Source organism: Streptomyces geranii, from assembly GCF_002954775.1.
Lineage (GTDB): Bacteria > Actinomycetota > Actinomycetes > Streptomycetales > Streptomycetaceae > Streptomyces > Streptomyces geranii.
Genome location: NZ_PJME01000058.1, coordinates 25,651 through 45,400, shown reverse-complemented (window position 1 = coordinate 45,400; position 19,750 = coordinate 25,651). Strand labels below are relative to the sequence as shown.

At 70.2% G+C, this 19,750-nt stretch carries 11 protein-coding genes; 3 read left to right on the top strand and 8 right to left on the bottom strand.

The window, feature by feature from the left end; genetic code table 11:
• Positions 1-189: 189 nt before the first annotated feature.
• Together CW359_RS39070 and CW359_RS39065 are read left to right on the top strand one after the other, a co-directional pair.
• On the top strand, positions 190-2,241 hold the full coding sequence (locus CW359_RS39070; protein WP_105974978.1) for a glycoside hydrolase family 31 protein: 2,052 nt from the start codon (positions 190-192) through the stop codon (positions 2,239-2,241).
• Between the two features lie 137 nt (positions 2,242-2,378).
• The gene (locus tag CW359_RS39065; protein ID WP_105974977.1) at positions 2,379-3,566 is read left to right on the top strand and encodes a sulfotransferase family protein; all 1,188 of its coding nucleotides are present in this window, start codon (positions 2,379-2,381) and stop codon (positions 3,564-3,566) included.
• Between the two features lie 36 nt (positions 3,567-3,602).
• Here the strand turns inward: CW359_RS39065 and CW359_RS39060 are convergent, their stop codons facing one another.
• The 7 genes from CW359_RS39060 to CW359_RS39030 all read right to left on the bottom strand — a co-directional run bounded on the left by CW359_RS39060 (position 3,603) and on the right by CW359_RS39030 (position 14,762).
• On the bottom strand, positions 3,603-4,316 hold the full coding sequence (locus CW359_RS39060) for a glycoside hydrolase family 12 protein (protein ID WP_198655551.1): 714 nt from the start codon (positions 4,314-4,316) through the stop codon (positions 3,603-3,605).
• A gap of 40 nt (positions 4,317-4,356) precedes the next feature.
• Positions 4,357-6,627, bottom strand: a complete 2,271-nt coding sequence (locus CW359_RS39055; protein WP_105974975.1) for a glycosyl hydrolase family 95 catalytic domain-containing protein — start codon at positions 6,625-6,627, stop codon at positions 4,357-4,359.
• Positions 6,624-8,615: a beta-galactosidase gene (locus CW359_RS39050; RefSeq protein ID WP_105974974.1), complete on the bottom strand. Its 1,992-nt coding sequence runs from the start codon at positions 8,613-8,615 to the stop codon at positions 6,624-6,626. The genes CW359_RS39055 and CW359_RS39050 overlap by 4 nt, the downstream gene beginning before the upstream one ends.
• Complete coding sequence (locus CW359_RS39045; protein WP_105974973.1) at positions 8,615-10,846, bottom strand: sialidase family protein; 2,232 nt, start codon at positions 10,844-10,846, stop codon at positions 8,615-8,617. The genes CW359_RS39050 and CW359_RS39045 overlap by 1 nt, the downstream gene beginning before the upstream one ends.
• A 144-nt stretch (positions 10,847-10,990) precedes the next feature.
• A complete protein-coding gene (locus CW359_RS39040; protein ID WP_105974972.1) occupies positions 10,991-11,950 on the bottom strand; it encodes a carbohydrate ABC transporter permease in 960 nt (319 codons plus the stop codon).
• Positions 11,947-13,050, bottom strand: a complete 1,104-nt coding sequence (locus tag CW359_RS39035) for an ABC transporter permease (protein WP_105974971.1) — start codon at positions 13,048-13,050, stop codon at positions 11,947-11,949. Before CW359_RS39035 ends, CW359_RS39040 begins: the two co-directional genes overlap by 4 nt.
• Before the next feature lie 26 nt (positions 13,051-13,076).
• On the bottom strand, positions 13,077-14,762 hold the full coding sequence (locus tag CW359_RS39030; protein WP_105974970.1) for an extracellular solute-binding protein: 1,686 nt from the start codon (positions 14,760-14,762) through the stop codon (positions 13,077-13,079).
• Between the two features lie 351 nt (positions 14,763-15,113).
• On the opposite strand from CW359_RS39030, the gene CW359_RS39020 reads away from it, so the two are divergent.
• The gene (locus CW359_RS39020) at positions 15,114-18,062 is read left to right on the top strand and encodes a glycoside hydrolase family 3 C-terminal domain-containing protein (RefSeq protein WP_105974969.1); all 2,949 of its coding nucleotides are present in this window, start codon (positions 15,114-15,116) and stop codon (positions 18,060-18,062) included.
• 118 nt (positions 18,063-18,180) lie between these two features.
• Here CW359_RS39020 and CW359_RS39015 read toward each other — a convergent pair whose 3' ends face one another.
• Positions 18,181-19,641 (bottom strand): aldehyde dehydrogenase family protein, encoded by a 1,461-nt coding sequence (locus CW359_RS39015; protein ID WP_105974968.1) that lies wholly within the window; start codon positions 19,639-19,641, stop codon positions 18,181-18,183.
• Between the last annotated feature and the right edge of the window lie 109 nt (positions 19,642-19,750).

Genomic DNA, 19,750 nt, shown 5'->3' with positions numbered 1-19,750 from the left:
TACTTCCTGAGCACGGTCAACTCCTCAGCACGGCTACGTCCTTAGTACGGCTACGTCCTTAGTACGGCTACGTCCTTAGTACGGCTATCGCCGGTCCGGTCGCTTCCCGCGTCGGGCCCCTCCCTGTCCCGGTGCGGCAGAGCTGTGCCGGTTCCCCTCCCCCACTCCTTCCTTCACAGGAGCCGCCACGTGAACCAGCCCGCCGAAACCCCGCCCCCGTCAGGCGCGGTCAGCCTCGCGCAGTCCTCCCCCACCGTCGGTACGTTCCGTGAGCGGGACGGTGCACTGGAGTGGAGCGGCCGGCAGGAGACCGTACGGATAGAACCCTGGGGTCCGGACGCGGTCCGGGTCCGGACACGGCTCGGCGGGCCGGTCCTTCAGGGGTTGCCGGGCGCCCTGCTCGACGAGCCGCCGTCGACCGCGTCCACTGTCAAGATCGAGGGCGGGCAGGGGCAGTTGACGGTCGGTGCGCTGACCGTCGAGGTGAGCGCGGAGGGCCTGATCCGGTTCCTGCGGACCGACGACTCGGCCGAGCTGCTCGCCGAGGAGCGGGCGCACTTCTGGTGGCCGGGCTCGCGTCTCTACACGGCCGTCGGCAACGGCCACCACCGGCTGGAGCAGCGGTTCGCCGCGTACGAGGGCGAGAAGCTGTACGGGCTCGGCCAGCACCAGCACGGGCTGTTCGACCAGAAGGGGGTCGTGCTGGACCTGGTGCAGCGCAACGCCGAGGTGTCCGTGCCGGTGCTCACCTCCAGCCGTGGCTACACCCTGCTGTGGAACAACCCGGCGATCGGGCGGGTGGAGCTGGCGGGCAACGGGACGCGCTGGGTGGCGGATTCGGCCCGGCAGATCGACTACTGGATCACCGCAGGGCAGCCGGCCGACGCCCAGCGCCGCTACAGCGCGGTGACGGGCCGCACGCCGATGCTGCCGGAATGGGCGGCGGGCTTCTGGCAGTGCAAGCTGCGGTACCGCACCCAGGACGAACTCCTCGACGTGGCACGGGAGTACAAGCGGCGCGGGCTGCCGCTGCGGGCCATCGTGTGCGACTTCTTCCACTGGACGCATCTCGGCGACTGGAAGTTCGACCCGGCCGAGTGGCCCGACCCGGCCGCCATGGTCGCGGAGTTGACGGAGATGGGCGTCAAGCTCGTCGTCTCCGTGTGGCCTTCGGTGTCGCCGCTCTCCGAGAACCACGAACTCATGGAGCAGCGCGGCTACTTGATAGGCACGCAGTACGGCCCGATGGCCCACGCCGACTGGCCGGACAAGGGGGTCGCCTCGACCGTCCAGGTCGCCTTCTACGACGCCACGAACCCCGAAGCTCGCGATTTCCTCTGGTCGAAGATCCGCGACAACTACCTTGCCCCGTACGGCATCACGGCCTTCTGGCTGGACGCCTGCGAGCCGGAGCTGAAGCCGGGCTTCCCGGAGAACCTGCGGTACTGGGCGGGCCCCGGCCTTGAGGTCGGCAACCTGTACCCGCTCGACAACGCCCGCACCTTCTACGAGGGCCTGGTCGCGTCCGGCGAGGACGAGGTGATCAGCCTCAACCGCTCGGCCTGGGCGGGCAGTCAGCGCTACGGCGCCGCCCTGTGGTCCGGCGACATCGGCGTCGACTTCCCGACCCTGCGCCGCCAGATCGCGGCCGGTCTCAACACCGCTCTCTCCGGCATCCCTTGGTGGAACACCGACATCGGCGGCTTCCACGGCGGCGACCCGGACGACCCGGCGTACCGCGAGGTCATGGTCCGCTGGTTCCAGTTCGGCGCGTTCTCGCCGCTGATGCGGCTGCATGGGTTCCGGGATCCGGGGATGCCGTTGGGGCCCGACATGACCGGTGGGCCCAACGAGGTGTGGTCGTACGGGGAGGAGGCGGGGGCGATTCTTGAGCGGTATGTGCGGTTGCGGGAGCGGTTGAAGCCGTATGTGTTGGGGGTGATGCGGTCGGCTCATGAGGAGGGGTTGCCGGTCATGCGGCCACTGTTCCTGGAGTTCCCGGAGGATCCGGCGACCTGGTCGGTCGACGACTCGTATCTGTTCGGGCCTGATGTGTTGGTCGCGCCCGTGCTGACCGCGGGGGCTACGGCTCGTACGGCTTACCTTCCGGCGGGGGCGAGTTGGACGGATGCGTGGACGGGTGAGGTGTTTGAGGGAGGTGTGGCGGTGACTGTCGATGCGCCCTTGGATCGGATTCCGGTGTTCCTGCGGGGTGGGGTGCGGTTGCCTATCGCCGAGTAGGGGTGGGTTCGGCTCGGGAGCGGGTGCGGGTGCGTTGCGGCTGGTCGCGCAGTTCCCCGCGCCCCTTTGGGGCGCGTCTGTTCGGGGAGTCGGTCAGGTACGGTCGATCCACGCCTCGACGGAAAGGAACACGGCCCGTGTCTGCTGCTCCCCTCCCCCTCTTACTGGCCAATCTGCTGCTGCGGCCTTCGTTCGGATCGCGGCGCGAGCCGGATCGGGTCTTCGAGCGGATCGTCGAGAAGGCGGGGTTGGCGGACGGGGACGAGTGGTTCGTCGACGGGTTACGGCCGTTGCTGCGGGAGTGGGCGGGCGACGTGGAACTGTCGCCGGTCGGCTGGCAGTCCGCGCAGGGCCATGTGCGGCGGCATCTGACCAACCGGGCCCGTGTCGGCCGGCTGATCGCCGAGCAGCCGGCCATCGCTCAAGAGGCCGTCGAGAAGCCGGTGTTCGTGGTGGGGCTGCCGCGTACCGCCACCACGCTCACCCACGGCGTGTTGTCCCTGTCCGACGAGCATCGCTGCCCCCGGCTCTGGGAGTTGCTCGCCCCCGGACTCGAACCGTCGCCTCAGGAACGGAAGAAGGCGGTCACGGCCGCGCGCCGGATGCTCGACGGGACGTATCTGCTCTCCCCGCGCTTCCGTGAGATCCACCCCATGACCGCCGAGGGGCCCGAGGAGGACACCTTCCTGCTGCCGCACGCCCTGGTGCCGTTGTCCCAGGCGCGGCTGCCGGAGTACCACGCCGAGCAGTTCACGCGGGACTTCGTTCCCGACTACCGCCACCTCAAGGAGTGCCTCCAGGTGCTCCAGTACGGGCGGCCGAAGCGGCGCTGGATTCTCAAGTCCCCTATGCACACCGGGAATCTGGACGCCCTGCGCACCGTGTTCCCCGATGCCACGCTCGTGTGGACCCACCGCGACCCGGCGACCGCCGTCGCCTCGTTCTGCAGTCTGGTCGAGTGCGGGATGGACCTCTCCCGGCGTACGACCGACCTGCACGCCCTGGGCGCCACCTGGCTGGATCTGCTGAGCCGTGCCGTGCGGCGCGGGCTCGCGGCTCGGGCCGGGTTCCCGCGTGAGGCCGTGGTGGATGTGCCCTACTCGTGGCTCGGCACCGATCCGGCGGCGGGCGCTCCGAAGTTGTACGCGGCTGTCGGCGCCCACTGGACCGACGCGGACGCGGCCCGGCTCCCGACGGTCGCCACCCACCTCAGGGGCAGCCGACCGCACCGGTACGACCTGGCCCGTTACGGGCTGACGGCGGCCGGTGTGGAGGAGGCATTCGGCGAGTACAACGCGCTGCGGGCCGAGGTCGACCGCGCCTGAACGGCACGACCGGCCCCGGCCCGGCTGCGACCGGCCTCAGCTGCTGCTGACGGTCAGGTTGTTGGTGGTGAAGTCCAGGCCGCCGGAGGACGAGGTGACCTCGTAGCCGAACTGCACGTCACCGATGGTCTCGTTGCCGAACCAGCCCTTGGTGTCCTTGATCCACTTGAGGATCGGGAGGATGTTGACGGTGCCGGAGGTGGAGTCGGAGGTGCGCAGGAACGAGAAGACCTCGTTGGCGCCGTTGCTGCCCTTGTAGACGGTCCAGGTGTGGCCGCCGAGGGTGACGTTGCCCTGCGAGGTGCCCAACGGGCCGACGGCGCCGTTGTAGTTGACCCAGAGCATGATCTCGTAGTCGTAGTCGGTGTCCCAGATGTCGTACGACGTGTTGTACGCGCCGGACGACGGCACGGTGACGTTGTAGCTGCTGGAGAGCGAGCCGAGCGAGGTGATCGTCTTGTTGATCACCTTCTTGGAGTTGGGGTACGACTTGATGCCGCCGGTGTTCGGGTGGTTGGCCCAGACACCCCAGTTGGTACCGGAGTTGGCCCAGATGCACTGGCTGCCGGCGCCCGAGCCCCAGATGTTGTTGTAGAGGGTGTAGCCGTTCAGGCTCGTGTTGCCCCACTGGTCGCAGGAGTTCCAGACTGCGGCCGAGGCGGGGGCGGAGGCGAGCCCGACGGTGGCGCCGAGCGCCATCGCCGGTGCCAGCACCGCCATGGTGATCCTGCGGAGGGTGTTCCTTGCCATGGTGGTTCCTTCCATGGGTGGGGGGATGTGGAGGGGGGAGTCACCGCGTCTCGAACGTTTCGAACGTCTCGAACGAGAGCACGCGGTCTTCTCCGGCGACGAGGTCGAGCGTGCGGGCGCCGGAGGAAGTCCTGAGGTCGATCCGGTGGGTTCGGGTGGGGCGTACGACGGCCCGGAGCTGCCCCGGTGCCCAGTCGAGGTCGACCTCCGCGCCGAACCGCGTCCGTACGCCCCGGAGTTGACCTGTGGGGCAGGCCGCCGGGAGCGCGGGCAGGAGGACCAGCCGGTCGGGGGTCGACTGGACGAGCGCCTCGATCAGTACGGCGGGGAGGGTGTGCGCGGCGTCCGCGTTGTAGACGTCCCGTCGCGGGTAGTGGGCGCTCATCAGGGACGCGTGGAAGAAGTCGCCGTCGAGCACCTCGCCGAGGGCCTGGGTGACGCGTTCGCCGTCGCGGAGGCGGGCCGCGATCAGGGCGTGGTGGAGGTGGCCGTGGGCCGAGTCGTTCTCGGCGCCCCGGAGTTGGAGCGCGCGGTACGCGGCTGCGGCGAGGTCGGGAGTGTCGTACGGGTTGATCTCGTCGAGCGGCCAGACGCCGTAGAGGTGACTGAGGTGGCGGTGGTCGTAGGTGTCGTCCAGTCCCGGCCGGGCCCATTCGGCGAGGGCGCCGTCGGCGTTGACCCGGTGCGGTGGCAGCCGGTCGGCCAACGCCCGCCAGCGAGCCGCCCGTTCGGGGTCGCCGGGGTGGTGGTCGGCCGCCGTGCGCAGGGCGTGCCGGGCCGCCGAGAGGTCCATGGCCGCGTTGACGGCACCCCAGCTCGCGTTGGCGGGACGGTTCTCGGGCGAGTAGGAGGGGACGACGACGAGATGGCCGTCGGCGTCGGTGCGGGTGAGGAAGTCCTCGTAGAACAGGGCGACTTCGGCGAGCAGGGCGGCCGTGCGCGGGTCGTGGACGCCCTCGGTGTCGTCGTGGTCGACGAGCGGCTTGAGCAGCCAGTCGGCGCCGGCCGTCCAGAGGTGCAGGGGGTATTCGCGGCTGAAATGGTACGTCAGCCCGGACTCGCCGTCGGTGTGCGCGGGCGCCATGACACCCCTCGCGCCGAAGACGGTACGGGCGTTCTCCCGCCAGTTGTCGACCTGACTGTGGATCAGGGAGGCGAGCGCTTCGGTGACTTCGGGGAGGGCGCCGGCTGCGGCCGACGCGGTCTGCAGGTTGACGTTGGCGTCGTTGGTGAACGCTCCCGACCACGCCGTGTCCCAGTCCCCGGTCCACAGGCCGGTCAGACGGGGCGGGAAGAGGCCGCTGGCCGACAACAGGTGGTAGCGGCCGGCGGCGAAGAGGCGCTCCAGGAGGGCGGGGCTCTTGGTACGGGCGAGCAACTCCGTGCCGGGCAGGGCGCGTTCGGTGTCGTCGGCGGTGAGGTCGAGGGTGACGCGATCGTAGGCGGTGCGGTGGAGGGAGATGTGGCGGGCGAGGAGGTCGCGGTACGTGCGCTCCCCTTGCGGCTGCTTGTCGTCCGCGTCCGACAGCAGGTCACGCAGAGCGCGGGCGTGGTCCTCCGTGCCCAGTTCGCCGACGTGCCGGTCGACACGGGTCAGCAGCAGCACGCCCTCCGCGCCCTCGATGCGCACACCGGGCGGGGTGAGGGTAGTGGCGCCGCCCGTGGGTACGACGAGGGTCACGCCGGTGTAGGCGCGGTCGCTGTCGGGGTAGCCGACCCGGAGGGTAAGGAGGGCGCCCTCGGGGATGCGCACCACGCTCCGGCCAACGCCCAACTCATCAGGGGCGCCCGGGAGTCGGTGGTCGAGATCGATGTCGAGGGCGAGGCTGTGGCTGTGGCTGTGGCTGCCGGTGACGTACTGGACGATGACGTCGTCCGAGCGGGAGACGAAGACCCGGCTGCGCCACCCCTCGCACGCGGCCTCGACGACGCCGCTGGTGAAGTCGACGGACCGCCGGTAGTCCCGGCGCTCCCCCTCGGGCGCTCCTCCCGTCAGCCGCACCTGGAACGCCGGGTGGAAGGGCTGCACCCACTGCAGTTCCCGCCCGTCGGTGAAGCTCTCGGCGGCCGTGAGGTCCCCGGCGAGCAACCGGTCCTGGAGGTCGGCCAGTTGGTCCGCGAGCTGCGGCGGGCGGGCGTGTTCGCTGCCGTTCGGGCGTACGAGGGTGTGGTGTGTGACGACGACACGGTCGCCGGCCGGATCGCCGAACACCAGGGCGCCGTGGCGGCCGTTGCCGCTCAGATAGCCGTCCTCCCAGCGGGCGGCGGGGTGGGGCTCCCAGGTGCCGTGGACGGGTCCGTTCGCTGTCATGGCTTCAGCACCGCCACTCCGTACCGGCCGAGCTGGATCGTGTCCGTGACCGTGTCCCCGGTCAGCAAGTCCCTTCGAGTGCCCGGCACTTGGACGGTCACGGGGTCGGAGCCGTGGTTGAGGACGAAGAGCAGTTCGCCGCGCCGGACCGCCTCGACCCCGGCGGGCAGCCCGTCCAGTACCGGTCGGACGCCCGCGTCGGCGCCGATCCGGGCGAGGAGGTCGCGGAGCGCGTCGGGCTCGGGGAGGGTGGAGACGTACCAGGCGCTGCCCTTGCGCAGGATCGCCGGGAGTCCGTCGAGTTCGCCGCCCTTGTACGGGGTGATCTCGTCGGCGCCGTCGGCCTCCAGCTCCTCGGACCACAACTGGCCCTGGAAGCCGTCGACTTCGACGGTCTCACCGGCGTCCAGCGGCCACCACTCGTGCAGGGTGCGCAGTCCGAACAGTTCGCGGAGTCGCTCGTCCATGCCGCCGGGGCGTACCCGGTCGTCCTCGTCGGCGACTCCGGTCAGGAAGCCGCAGACGAGGGTGCCGCCGTCGCGTGCGTAGGCCAGGAGGTTGTCGATCGCCGTGTCCGTGAGCAGGTACAACTGCGGTACGACGACGAGCCGGTAGGCCGACAGGTCGTGCTCGGGGTGGGCGAAGTCGGTGGCGAGGTGCGCTTCCCACAGGGCCCGGTGCCAGGCCCGTACGACCTGTGGGTAGTCCACCTCGGCGGAGAGCCGTCCGTCCTGGGCGCCGCCCCACCAGGCGTGCCAGTCGTGGAGGACGGCGATGTCGTTGGCGGTGTGACTGCCCGTCACCTCGCCGCCGATGGTGGCGAGTTCGGCGCCGAGCTGCTTGATCTCCTGGAAGGTGCGGCCGTGTTCGCCCGCGTGGCTGACCATGCCGGAGTGGAACTTCTCGGCGCCCTGCCGGGACTGGCGCCACTGGAAGTAGCAGACGGCGTCGGCGCCGCGTGCCACCGACTGGAGCGACCAGAGGCGGTTGAGGCCACGCGGCTTGGGGTGGTTCACGCCCCGCCAGTTGACCGGACCGGCCGCCTGCTCCATCAGCATCCACGGGCCGCGTGCCTGCGAACGCGTCATGTCCTGCACGAGCGCGGCCTGTTGGGCGCCGAAGGGGTCACGGGGATCGGGGTAGAGGTCGACGGAGACGACGTCCTCCTCCTGCACCCAGCGCCAGGCGTCCTGGCCCACCCACAGCGGCATGAAGTTGGTGGTGACCGGGAGGTGCGGGGTGTGGCGGCGGACGATGTCGCGTTCCGCGAGGTAGCACTCCAGGAGTGCGTCGGACGTGAACCGTTTGAAGTCCAGTACCTGGGACGGGTTGCGCATGTAGTGCGGGAGGCGCGGCGGGAGGATCTCCGACCAGTCGCCGTATCCCTGGCTCCAGAAGGCCGTGCCCCAGGCGGTGTTGAGGGCGTCCAGCGTCCCGTACTTCCCCTGCAGCCAGCGGCGGAAGGCGGCGGCCGACTCGTCGCCCCAGTCGTAGGTGCAGTACTCGTTGTTGATGTGCCACATGGTGAGGGCGGGGTGGCCGCCGTAGCGGGCGGCCAGGTCCTCGGTGATGGCGGCGGCGTAACGGCGGTAGACGGCGCTGGAGTGCGCGAAGTGCTGGCGCCCGCCCCACCATTCGATGCGCCCGTCCTCGGCGACGGGCAGGGTCTCCGGGTGCAGCCGGCCCATCCAGGGCGGCGGCGAGGAGGTGGGCGTGGCAAGGACGACGCCGATGCCGCTCGCGTGCATCAGGTCCATCAACCGGTCCAGCCAGCCGAAGTCCCGTGCCCCGGGCCGGGGTTCGAGCTTGGCCCAGGAGAAGACGCCGAGGGTGACGGAGTTGACGCCGGCGTCCTTCATCAGCCGGACGTCCTCGGGCCAGGTCTCCTCGGGCCACTGTTCGGGGTTGTAGTCGCCGCCGAAGAGAATGCGGCCACGGGTGGCGTCGGCGAGGCCGGGGCGGCCCTCGGGCCTCTCGGGTACGGGCATCAGACGGGCTCCCCGTACTGGATGCCACGCCCGTTGGTGGCGAGGTAGACGCGGCCGTAGACGCGCGGGTCGCCGGTGATCACCTCACCGGTCCAGCCCCACTGATGGGCGTCGTCGTTGATCCGCGTCCAGGTCTTCGCCTCGTCGTCGGAGCGGTAGACGGCGGTGATGGCCTCCGTGCTGCCGACCATGTAGACGGCCGGGTAGGCGGCGCCCTCGGCGGCCCGCCCGAAACCGAGGGTGTACGAGGCCCAGCAGCTGGCGACCTTGGTGAAGGTGAGACCGCCGTCGACGGACCGGTACAGCCCGTTCCACTTGACGCTCAGCCACAGGTCACCGGACCTGCCCGGGGCCGCGACCAGCTCGAACTGGGCGTCGCCGGACGGCAGCCCGCCCGCACGTGCAGTGAAGGAGAGGCCACTGTCAGTGCTGGCGTATAGCGTTCCCGTGTCGGTGTCGTATGCGTAGAAGAGCGTCGGGTCGGCCGGGTCGGCGACCGGCGTGGCGCCCTTCGGAACGGAGGAGATCTCGGTCCAGGTCGTGCCGTTGTCCGTGGAGCGGTGGGCTGGGTACTTCGTGCCGTCCCAGTGCACGAAGGTCCACAGCAGCACGCTGCCGTCGGCGTTGGTGGCGATCGGTCCCGGTGCGTTCTTGGCGATGTCGGGCTGTGCGGCGAAGGGCGCCCAGCTCCGCCCGCCGTCGTTCGAGAATGCGCCGTTGCCGTTGTCGCCCCACCCTGTCCGGACGACGTACGACGGTCTGGCCGCGGCCTGGGCGAGTCCCGTCGCCGTCCCGAACACGGGGTTCGACGCCATTCCGCGCGACGGAGACGCCGTGAGCCGCTCGTGGTACATCACGCCGATGTCCCCGAGTCCGCTGAGCAGATGTGCCTCCCCGACCGGGGGCGAGATCAACTGGCGCACGGACGTCTCCTCCAGGCCGCGGATCTGCGGGGCCCAGTGCTTGAGGTCACGGGTGCCGTAGAGGGTCGCGCCGGTGCCGTACACGAGGTGCCGGGAGTCGTACGGGTCGAGCGCGAGGGCCTGGATCCACCAGCCGAACTTGGGCGCGTCGCCGCCCCACTTGAGGAAGGGAGTCTCGGACACGTCGAACACGGCGGAGTCCTTGAGGGACGTCCACGTACGACCGCCGTCCGTGGAGCGGAACAGGGTGTCGATGCCGGCCCAGCGGTTGTTGGTGGAGACGACGACGGTGCCGGCCCGGCAGGCGTCGACGGCGACTCCACCATAGGCGAAGGTGTCGGCGGAGCCGTCGGAGGTGGTCCCGCCCGGCCTGACCGGGGTCACGTCGGTCCACCGGCCGGTCGTGGTGCGCAGCCGGTGCACACTGCCGTCGGACTGGCCGTTGGGACCGGGCGCGTTGCCGTACGTCACGTACAGGTCGCGGGTGTGCGGGTCGTAGGCGGCGCGGATCGGGACCTTGGCGGAGGTCGCGCCGACGGGCTGCCCGGGCACGGCCTGCCAGGTCGTGCCGTCGGAGGTGCGGTACAGGTTGGCCGTACCGGCGGTGCCCTTGCCGTCGCCGTCGCCCCACCCGGCGTAGACGGTCCGGCCGACGGCGACCAGGAAGGTGACGCCCTGCCCGCTCGCGCTCGGGACGGCAGGGAAGCCGCTGACGGCTGCCCAGGTGGCGCCCCGGTCGGTGGACCTGAGCAGCCCGTCGTGCCGGGTGCCCAGCCACAGGGCGTCGCTGTCCCGCGGATCGACGAGCAGCCGCTCCCCCGCACCCCGCCCGTCCTCGTTGGCCCCGAGCTTCACGGCGAGGTCGGTCCGGGCCCAGGTCGCGCCCCGGTCCTCGGACCGCAGGACGGCACCGTTCCCGGCCCAGGACTGGGCGTAGGTGCCGAGGGAGAGGTAGACGCGGTTCGGGTGCGCGGGGTCGACGGCGATGGCCTCCACCCCGAGGAGGTTCCAGTCGTCCCACCCGAGGTGATCGGTGAGGGGGCTCCAGCGGGCGGCCCGCTCGTCCCACCGGTAGGCACCGCCGATGTCGGTACGGGCGTAGGCAAGCCCTCGTACGGAGGGATGGAACAACACCCCGGTGACGAATCCGGTACCGCCGATGACGACGTTGCGCCAGCGATAGGAGGAGGGCACAGCGGCAGCGGGCGCGGCCTGGGCGGCCGTACCAGAGAGAGAAACGGCGGAAACAGCGGCGACGGCAGCACTTGCAGCAAGAACGGCACGTCTACTGGGCCGAGACAAAGACATGACTTACCTCGATCTTGGAAAGAGGGGTGAGGGGAAGCGCCCCTTCAAGGGGCGCGGGGAACTGCGCGAGAAACCACAACGCACCCGCAGCCACCAACGAACCGCAAGAGGCACCCCGAACCGTGAGCCAGGGAAAACAGCACCTCAGCCCTTGATCGCCCCGGTCAACATGCCCTTCTTGAAATGCCGCTGCACGAACGGCGACAACACAGCCACCGGCAACAACGCCAACGTCATGACAGCCATCTGCACGGCGAGTGCGGAAAGCTGCCCCGTCTTGATCGCCTGCCCCATCCCCACCGGAGGTTCCTGCTTCTGCACCAGCTGAATCATCACGTTCTGCAGCGGCATCATGTCCTGGTCGCTCAGATAGATCGACGCGTTGAACCAGGCACTCCAGTAGCCGACCGCGTAGAACAGCGTGATGACGGCGATGACCGCCCGCGACAGCGGCATCACGATCGTCCACAGGATCCGCCAGTCACCGGCACCGTCGATGCGCGCGCTGTCGATGAGTTCGGGTGATATGCCCATGAAGAACCCGCGCAGGACCAGGATGTTGAAGACGCTGATCGCGCTGGGCAGGATCAGGGCGAGGTAGGTGTCGGTCAGGCCCAGGGACTGGACCAGCAGGTACGTCGGGATGAGGCCGGCGCCGAAGAACATCGTCGCGAGGAACGTCATCAGCATCCAGCGGTGGCCGACCGAGCCGACGCGGGAGAGGCCGTACGCCGCGAGGATCGACACCGTCATGGAGAACGTCGTACCGACGAGGGTGACGCCCAGGCTGACGAGGCTGGCCCGGGTGACCTGGCCGCCGCTGAGCAGTTCCTGGTAGGCGATGAAGGTGACGCCCTTGGGGATCAGCACGAGACCGCCGGCCTCGGTGATCGTCTGTTTCGTGGACAGGCTGGTGACGACGACGATCCACAGCGGGAAGAGCACCGCGAGGCAGGCGCCGGCCAGGACGATGCCCTTGCCCGCGAGTCCGGCCTTGCCGGGTTCGCCCTCCCAGACGGGCCGGGGCGGGGCCGCCCAGCGGCTCGGGGCCGGTGTGGTCCGCCCGGTCGCGGCACGGGGACGTTCGTCGGTCGTGGCGCTCACTTTTTGTACACCCCCTGCTCGCCCATGAGATGGGCCACCTTGTTCGCCGCGAGGACCAGACCGAGACTCACCACGCCCTTGACCAGGCCGGCGGCAGCCGCGTAACTGAAGTCCTGGTTGCGTACGCCGTTCCACCACACGAAGGTGTCGAGGACCTCCGCCGCGCCCGGTCCGACGGCGTCGCGCTGGAGGAGGATCTGTTCGAAGCCGACCGTGAGGGCGTCGCCGACGCGCAGCACGAGCAGCAGGGCGATCACCGGGCGCAGCGCGGGCAGCGTGACGTGCCACATGCGGCGCCAGCGGCCGGCGCCGTCCATCGCGGCGGCCTCGTACAGGTCGGGGCTCACGGAGGCCAGCGCGGCGAGGAAGACGATGATGCCCCAGCCGGCGTCCTTCCAGACGCCCTCGGCCGTGACCAGGAACTTGAAGATCCCGGGGTCGGTCATGAGGTCGAAGCCCTCGTAGCCGTGCTGCCGCAGGGTCTGCGCGATGATGCCGGCGCCGCCGAAGATCTGCTGGAAGACGGTGATGACCAGCACCCAGGAGAAGAAGTGCGGGAGGTAGAGGATGGCCTGCGAGACGGCCCGGATCCGGGGCCTGATCACGCTGTTGATGAGCAGCGCGAGCATGATCGGGATCGGGAAGAAGAGCAGGAGCTGGAGGGAGAAGAGGACCAGCGTGTTCTGTACGGCGTCCCAGAACGCGGAGTCCTCGAAGATCCGCTGGAACTGTTCGAGGCCGACCCAGGGGCTGTGGAAGATCGCGACGAAGCCGTTGTCGCTGATGTAGGGGTCGTACTCCTGGAAGGCGACGACATTGCCCAGGATCGGGATGTAGTTGAAGACCAGGACCAGCGCGAGGGCCGGCACGGTCATCAGCAGGAGGGTGCGGTCGCGTCGCAGCCGCACGCGCAGGCTCAGCCTGCCCGAGGGGCGGACCGGCCCGGACGTCCCGGTCCCGGCGGCACCGTCACCGGGGCCGCCCGCCTCAACTGCCCCGGCCTGCTTGCCGATCGCCTTCCCGGCCCTCGTACGAGCCGTCTTCCGCCGCTTCTGGGTCTCTGCCTCGGAACCGCCGCGAGGCACCGTGCTGTGGGACACGGCCGTCTCCTTGCCTCAGTTCCGGGTCACTTCGCCGCGCCGTTGGTGTCGAGCAGCTTCTGGTACCAGTCGCGCAGCTGGTCGCCGCCCTGGCTCTTCCAGTCCGACACCGCCTGCTGCATGTCGCTGATCTTCTTGCGGCCCCGGACGATGTCGTCCTCCAGCTGCTCGAAGTCGTTGGAGAGATTGGTCCAGCGGGTCGGCTCGACGACCTGCATTCCGAAGAACGGCGTCTTCTTCGTGAACGCGCCCATCCGCTGCTGCCACTCGACCTGCGCCTTGGCGATGTCGGGGAAGTCGGGGTGGGCGATGGTCGAGGCGGGGCTGGCGACCATGACGAAGGCGTTGGTGACCTCCTGGTTGCCCTTGTCGTTCTTCGTGGGCACCCCGTCCTTCACCGTGTAATGGGTGCCCTCGACGCCGTAGTTGGTGAGCATGTACTCCTTGGTGCCGTACGGGGCCGCGGTCACGTCGGCGACGGCGAGCACGTCCCGGATCGTCTTCTCGGAGGCCTTCTTGCTGACGAAGGCGAAGATCCCGGCGGGCTGGACGGCGTACAGGGTGGGGTCGCCGCCGTCGTGACCGAAGATGTCCATGCCACCGATGCGGAAGTCCTTGTTCTGGGTGGCCTGTTCGGCCGTCTTGCCCCACCACGACGAGATGTCGTTGTTGAAGAAGAGGACCTCGCCCGAGGTGAAGCGCAGGCCGGCGTCGCCCTGGTTCTGCGCCTTGGCGTCGGGGTGGACGACGTCGGCGGCGTACAACTTCCGCGTCCACTCCAGGGCTTCGAGGTATTCGTCGGTCTCGACGCGGTAGATCAGCTTGCCGTCGACGAGGTTCCAGCCGAGGGACTTCTCACCGCCGGAGAGCACCCCGAAGATGTTGAACGCCGTCCACTTCATGTCGTCGCACGCCCACACCTTCGCCTTCGCGTTGGTGATCTCCTTGGCCAGCGCGAGGAACTCGTCGGCGGACGTGGGGAGTTCGTAGCCCTTCGCCTCGAAGATGTCCTGGCGGTAGTACGGCACGATGTTGACGACGTACGAGGCAGGCATGGGCAGTCCGCGTAGTGCGCCGCCGAAGATCGAGCGCTGCCAGGCCTCCGTCGGGATGCCGGCGAGGTTCGGGTAGTCCTTGACCGCGTCGCCGGAGAGGTACGGGCCGAGGTCGGCGAACTTGCTGTTGATGGCGCTGGGGATCTTGCCGCCCATGTTCCAGCCGGGGATGACCACGACGTCCGGGATGTCGCTGGAGGCGAGCACCGCGCCGAGCTTCTCGTCGTAGGTGTTGCCGTCCTGGTTCTGCCAGGAGACGTCGACGCCGGTCAGGGCGTTCATCGCCGTGTAGTACGGGTTGTCGCCCTTGGGCGGGGTGCCCCAGAACGGCGACATGATCTTCACGCTGCTGCCCTTGCCGAGCTTCTGCGGCACCGAGGTCTTCAGCGTGGCCAGGTCGAGCTTGCTGGTGAAGCCGATCGACGAGCCGTTCTTCGACGGGATGTCGGGCGTGACCACGTTCTGCGCCACGAAGGTCGGGAGGATCTTCTGCGCGTCCTTGCCCGAGGTGGTGCCGTCCTTGGAACCGCCGCCGGAGCCACCGCAGGCGGCGAGCAGCGGCATCCCGCCCGCGACCGCCGCGGCGGCGACCGCCGTGGAGGCGAGGAAGCTTCTCCGGCTCGGTGCGGAGGAGGCGGAGGAGGCATTCGGCGTCATTGCGTCAACCCTTCATGGCGCACCAGGACACCCGGCGGTGGGCCGTCGGCTGCGGTGTCTTCAGTGGAACTGGCTGAGCTGAAGCGGCTCTTCGACTCTTCTGGCTCTTCGGAACTCTTCTGGCTCTTCGACGGGTGCAGGGGCACTCTGTAGTCGAAGCGCTTCGATGTTGCTGCGAGGTTAAGTGAACACCTGAGGGCGCACAAGGGTCGGCCCCAAGATTCCTCCAAGCTGCGGGGCCCCGCACGCCCCAGTTATTGCGGCTGGGTCTCTTGACACCCACCCCCACGTCGAATGAGCATCGAAGCGCTTCGAATGTGCCTGGCCGCTCCATCGCAAAGGGAACCCCACGTGACCGCACAAACGCCGCCTTCGCCGCCATTCCGCGATCCGCAGCTGCCGATCGCGAAGCGCATCGACGATCTGCTGTCGCGCCTGACCCTCGACGAGCGGGTGGCGTTCCTGCACCAGTTCGCGCCCGCCGTGGAGCGTCTCGGCATCGCCGCCTTCCGTACCGGGCAGGAGGCGCTGCACGGAGTGGCGTGGATGGGCCCGGCGACGGTGTTCCCGCAGGCGGTCGGTCTCGGCGCCACCTGGAACGAGGAGTTGGTGCACCGGGTCGGCGAGGCGGTGTCGAAGGAGGTCCGCGCGATGCGCGCCCACGACGACCGCGTCGGCCTCAACGTCTGGGCGCCCACGGTCAATCTGCTGCGCCACCCCCTGTGGGGCCGCAACGAGGAGGGCTACTCGGAGGACCCGAGGCTGACCTCGGCCATCGCCACCGCCTACACGAGCGGGCTGCGCGGCGACCACCCCGCGTACTGGCGCACGGCGCCGGTGCTCAAGCACTGGCTGGCCCACAACAACGAGACGGACAGGGCCACTTCCTCGTCCTCGGTGCGCCCGCGCGTCCTGCACGAGTACGACCTGCGCGCCTTCCGCGACACGGTCCGGGCGGGCGCGGTGGCGGGGGTGATGCCCGCGTACAACCTGGTCAACGGCCGCCCCAACCACGTCTCCCCGCATCTGCGCGAGCAGCTGCGCACCTGGACGGACGCCGACCTCCTGGTCTGCTCGGACGCGGCGGCGCCCTCCAACCTGGTCGACCCGGAGCACTACTTCGACACCCACGAGGAGGCGACGGCCGCCGCGCTGATCGCCGGCGTGGACAGCTTCACGGACCACGGCACGGACAGCTCGAAGATCGTCGCCCGCCTCCAAGGGGCCCTGGAGCAGGGCTTGTTGACGGAGGAGGACATCGACAGGGCGGTCCGCCGCCAGCTCTCGGTCCGGTTCCGGCTTGGCGAGTTCGACCCGCAGTACGACCCGTACGCGGACACCAAGGACTTCGACACCCCGGCCCACCGCGCCCTCGCCCAGGAGGCGGCGGAGCAGGCGATCGTCCTGCTGAAGAACGATGACGCGACGCTCCCGCTCGCCCCCGGCACCCGGATCGCGGTCGTCGGCCTGCTCGCCGACGAGTGCAAGACCGACTGGTACAGCGGCACCCTCATCCACCGCTCGACCCCGCTGGAGGGCCTGTACGAGCGCTTCGGCGCCGAGCACGTCGAGTTCGCCGAGGGAGTGGACCGCGTACGGCTGCGGACGTCGGCGGGTACGTTCCTGCACGTACCGCCCGCCGAGGACGCGCCGGAGGCGGCCCGGGGCGCGGAGGGCGCGCTGGACCCGGCCCTCCTCGCGGGCCGCACGGACCTGTCGCCGCTCACCGCCGGGCCCGAGGCCGAGGGCACGGAGTTCGCGCTGGTCGACTGGGGCGAGGGTGTCCTTACGCTGCGCGCGCCGGACGGCCGCTATCTCTCGGTCGCGGAGGACGGCTACGTACGGGCGTCGGCGGACCAGCCCGGAGGCTGGGTGGTCCAGGAAACGTTCCGCCTGGAGCCGCACGAATCCACCGATTCGCATGAAAACCACCGCCACCTCCTCAGGCACGTCGGTACGGGTCGCCACGTCTCTGTCGCCGCCGACGGCGTAAAGGTTGCCGCCGAGGACGAGACCCCTGACGGGACCTCCCAGGAGACCCCTGACGAGACCTCTCCGGAGATCTTCGAACTGATCTTCGTCGAACGGGGTGAGGAGTCGGTGAAGAGAGTGGCCGCGCGGGCGGACGTGGTCGTGGTGGTCGCGGGCAACGACCCGCACATCAACGGCCGCGAGACGGAGGACCGCACCACACTGGCCCTCCCCGCCCACCAGCGGCGCCTGCTCACGGCGGCCCGCGCGGCGAACCCCCGCACGGTCCTGGTCCTGACCTCGGCATACCCGTACGCGGTGGACGTCGCGGACCTCCCGGCGGCCCTGTGGACAGCGCACGGCGGCCAGGCGGCGGGCACGGCGCTGGCCCGCGTCCTGGCGGGCGACGTCTCCCCGGCGGGCCGCCTCCCCCAGACCTGGTACGCGGCGGACACGGACCTCCCCGACCTCCTGGACTACGACGTCATCGGCTCCCGCCAGACGTACCTCTACTTCGAGGGCACCCCCCTCTTCCCCTTCGGCCACGGCCTGTCGTACGGGTCCTTCTCGTACGGCGACCTGACGGCGGAGGCGGAGGAGGGAGAGCGGGACGGAGGGGACGACGAGGGAACACTGCGGGTGTCCTTCACGGTCGCCAACACCGGTTACGTCACGGCGGACGAGGTCGCGCAACTGTACGTGCGGGCACCGGAGTCGCCGGTGGCCCGCCCGCGCAAGGAGCTGCTGGCCCACCGCCGAGTCACCCTGTCACCAGGGGAGTCGGCGACGGTGTCCTTCGAACTCCCACTGGACCGGCTGGAGTTCTGGGACGTGGCGAACGGCGGCCGACGGCTCGCCCCCGGCTCGTACGAGCTACTGGCGGGCGCGTCGAGCGAGGACGTCCGGGCGAGTACGACGGTCCGGCTGACCGGCACTCCGGCGACACCGCGCGCGGTGCGCCAACTCGGACTGGTGGCGGCGGACTTCGACGAGCAGAGCGGCGCCGAGATCGTCGACCGTACGAAGGTGTCGGGCGACGCGGTGACACCGGCGGGCGGCGGGGAGGCCGAACTGCTGTACCGGAACTGCGACTTCGGGGCAGGCGTCACGGAGATCACGGTCGAGGTGGCGGGCGAGGGGGTGGTGGAGGTCGTCCTGGACGGCGCGACGGAAACGGCGGCGGTCCTGACGCGAACGGCGACGGCAGGCCCGTACGCCTACACGACGGTCCGAGCCCCGCTCACCACCACCGACACCGCCGGTGTGCACGACGTACGTCTGAGGCTGCGCGGCCCCTTGCGGCTGGCGCGTGTCGACTTCCCGGGCTGAGGGTCCCGGGCGGTCGGCGCATGGAAGGGGCCCGGCACCGGAAGGCATCGGTGCCGGACCCTTTCGTGACGGCGCGTTCGCGTCATCGGCGAGTGTACGTGAAAATGGTTCCCATTAGCTAGAGGGTGAGGCCGGTCAGTACGAGGACGCGCTCGTACGTGTAGTCCTCCATGGCGAACCTGACGCCCTCGCGGCCGACGCCGGACTGCTTGGCGCCGCCGTACGGCATCTGGTCGGCGCGGTAGGAGGGCACGTCGCCGATGACGACACCGCCGACCTCCAGGGCGCGGTGGGCCCGGAAGGCGACCTGGAGGTCGTGGGTGAACACGCCTGTCTGGAGGCCGTACTTGGAGTCGTTGGCGGCGGCGAAGGCGGCGGCCTCGCCGTCCACCTTCCGCACGGTGAGGACCGGTCCGAAGACCTCCTCGCAGGAGATGGTGGCATCGGCGGGTACGTCGGTGAGGACGGTCGGCGCGTAGGAGGCACCGTCGCGCTTGCCGCCGGCGAGCAGGTTCGCGCCCGCTGCCACGGCCTCGTCGACCCACGCCTCGACCCGCTTGGCGGCGTCCTCGCTGACCAGCGGCCCGACGTCGGTGGCGCCGTCGGCCGGGTCGCCGGTCACCTGGGCCTCGACGGCGGCGACGATGCGGGGCAGCAGGCGGTCGTAGACGGAGGCGTCCGCGATGACCCGCTGCACGGAGATGCAGGACTGGCCGCCCTGGTAGTTGGAGAACGTGGCGATACGGGTCGCCGCCCAGTCCAGGTCGGCGTCGGAGGCGTAGTCGGCGAGGACGACGGCCGCGCCGTTGCCGCCGAGTTCGAGGGTGCAGTGCTTGCGCGGCACCGAGTCCATGATCGCGTAGCCGACCTTCTCCGAGCCGGTGAAGGAGATCACGGGCAGGCGCGGGTCCTGTACGAGGGCGGGCATGCGGTCGTTGGCGACCGGGAGGACGCTCCAGGAACCGGCGGGCAGGTCGGTCTCGGCGAGGAGTTCGCCGATGACGAGGCCGGAGAGGGGGGTGGCGGGGGCCGGCTTCAGGATGATGGGCGCGCCTGCCGCGATCGCCGGGGCGATCTTGTGGGCGCAGAGGTTGAGGGGGAAGTTGAAGGGGGCGATGCCGAGGATCGCGCCCTTCGGGAAGCGGCGGGTGAGGGCGAGGCGGCCCTGTCCGCCGAGGTCGGTGTCGAGGCGCTGGGCCTCGCCGCCGTTGAAGCGCCGGGCCTCCTCGGCGGCGAACCGGAACACGGAGACGGCTCGGCCGACCTCGCCGCGGGCCCACTTGACCGGCTTGCCGTTCTCGGCGGAGATGAGCTGGGCGATGTCTTCCGTGCGCTCGGCGAGGCGGCGGCTGACGTGGTCGAGGGCGGCGGCGCGGACGTGGGCCGGGGTGGCGGCGAACTCGTCGCGGACGGCGTGGGCCGCGGCGACGGCTTCCTCGATCTGGTCCTCGGTCGGCACGCCGACCTTGCCGACGAGGCGTCCGTCCCAGGGGGAGGTGACGTCGAAGGTGGTCTCACCGGTGGCCTGACGGCCGGCGAGCCAGAAGGCGTGGGTGCGGGGCGGCGGCGTGGAGGTCATGGGTACACGGTAGGGCGGGGAGGGGGTGGGGGTGGTTGGCCGGGGTGGAGTGGTGGGGGTGGGGGGTGCGCCGGATTGGCGTGGTTTTTCTTCGCCCCCGCCGCCCCTA

Excerpts from the sequence above, each read along its gene's own strand:
- CW359_RS39060 (WP_198655551.1), bottom strand. The coding sequence starts at position 4,316 with ATGGCAAGGAACACCCTCCGCAGGATCACCATGGCGGTGCTGGCACCG.
- CW359_RS39030 (WP_105974970.1), bottom strand. The coding sequence starts at position 14,762 with ATGACGCCGAATGCCTCCTCCGCCTCCTCCGCACCGAGCCGGAGAAGC.
- CW359_RS39015 (WP_105974968.1), bottom strand. The coding sequence starts at position 19,641 with ATGACCTCCACGCCGCCGCCCCGCACCCACGCCTTCTGGCTCGCCGGC.
- CW359_RS39055 (WP_105974975.1), bottom strand. The coding sequence starts at position 6,627 with ATGACAGCGAACGGACCCGTCCACGGCACCTGGGAGCCCCACCCCGCC.
- CW359_RS39050 (WP_105974974.1), bottom strand. The coding sequence starts at position 8,615 with ATGCCCGTACCCGAGAGGCCCGAGGGCCGCCCCGGCCTCGCCGACGCC.
- CW359_RS39045 (WP_105974973.1), bottom strand. The coding sequence starts at position 10,846 with ATGTCTTTGTCTCGGCCCAGTAGACGTGCCGTTCTTGCTGCAAGTGCT.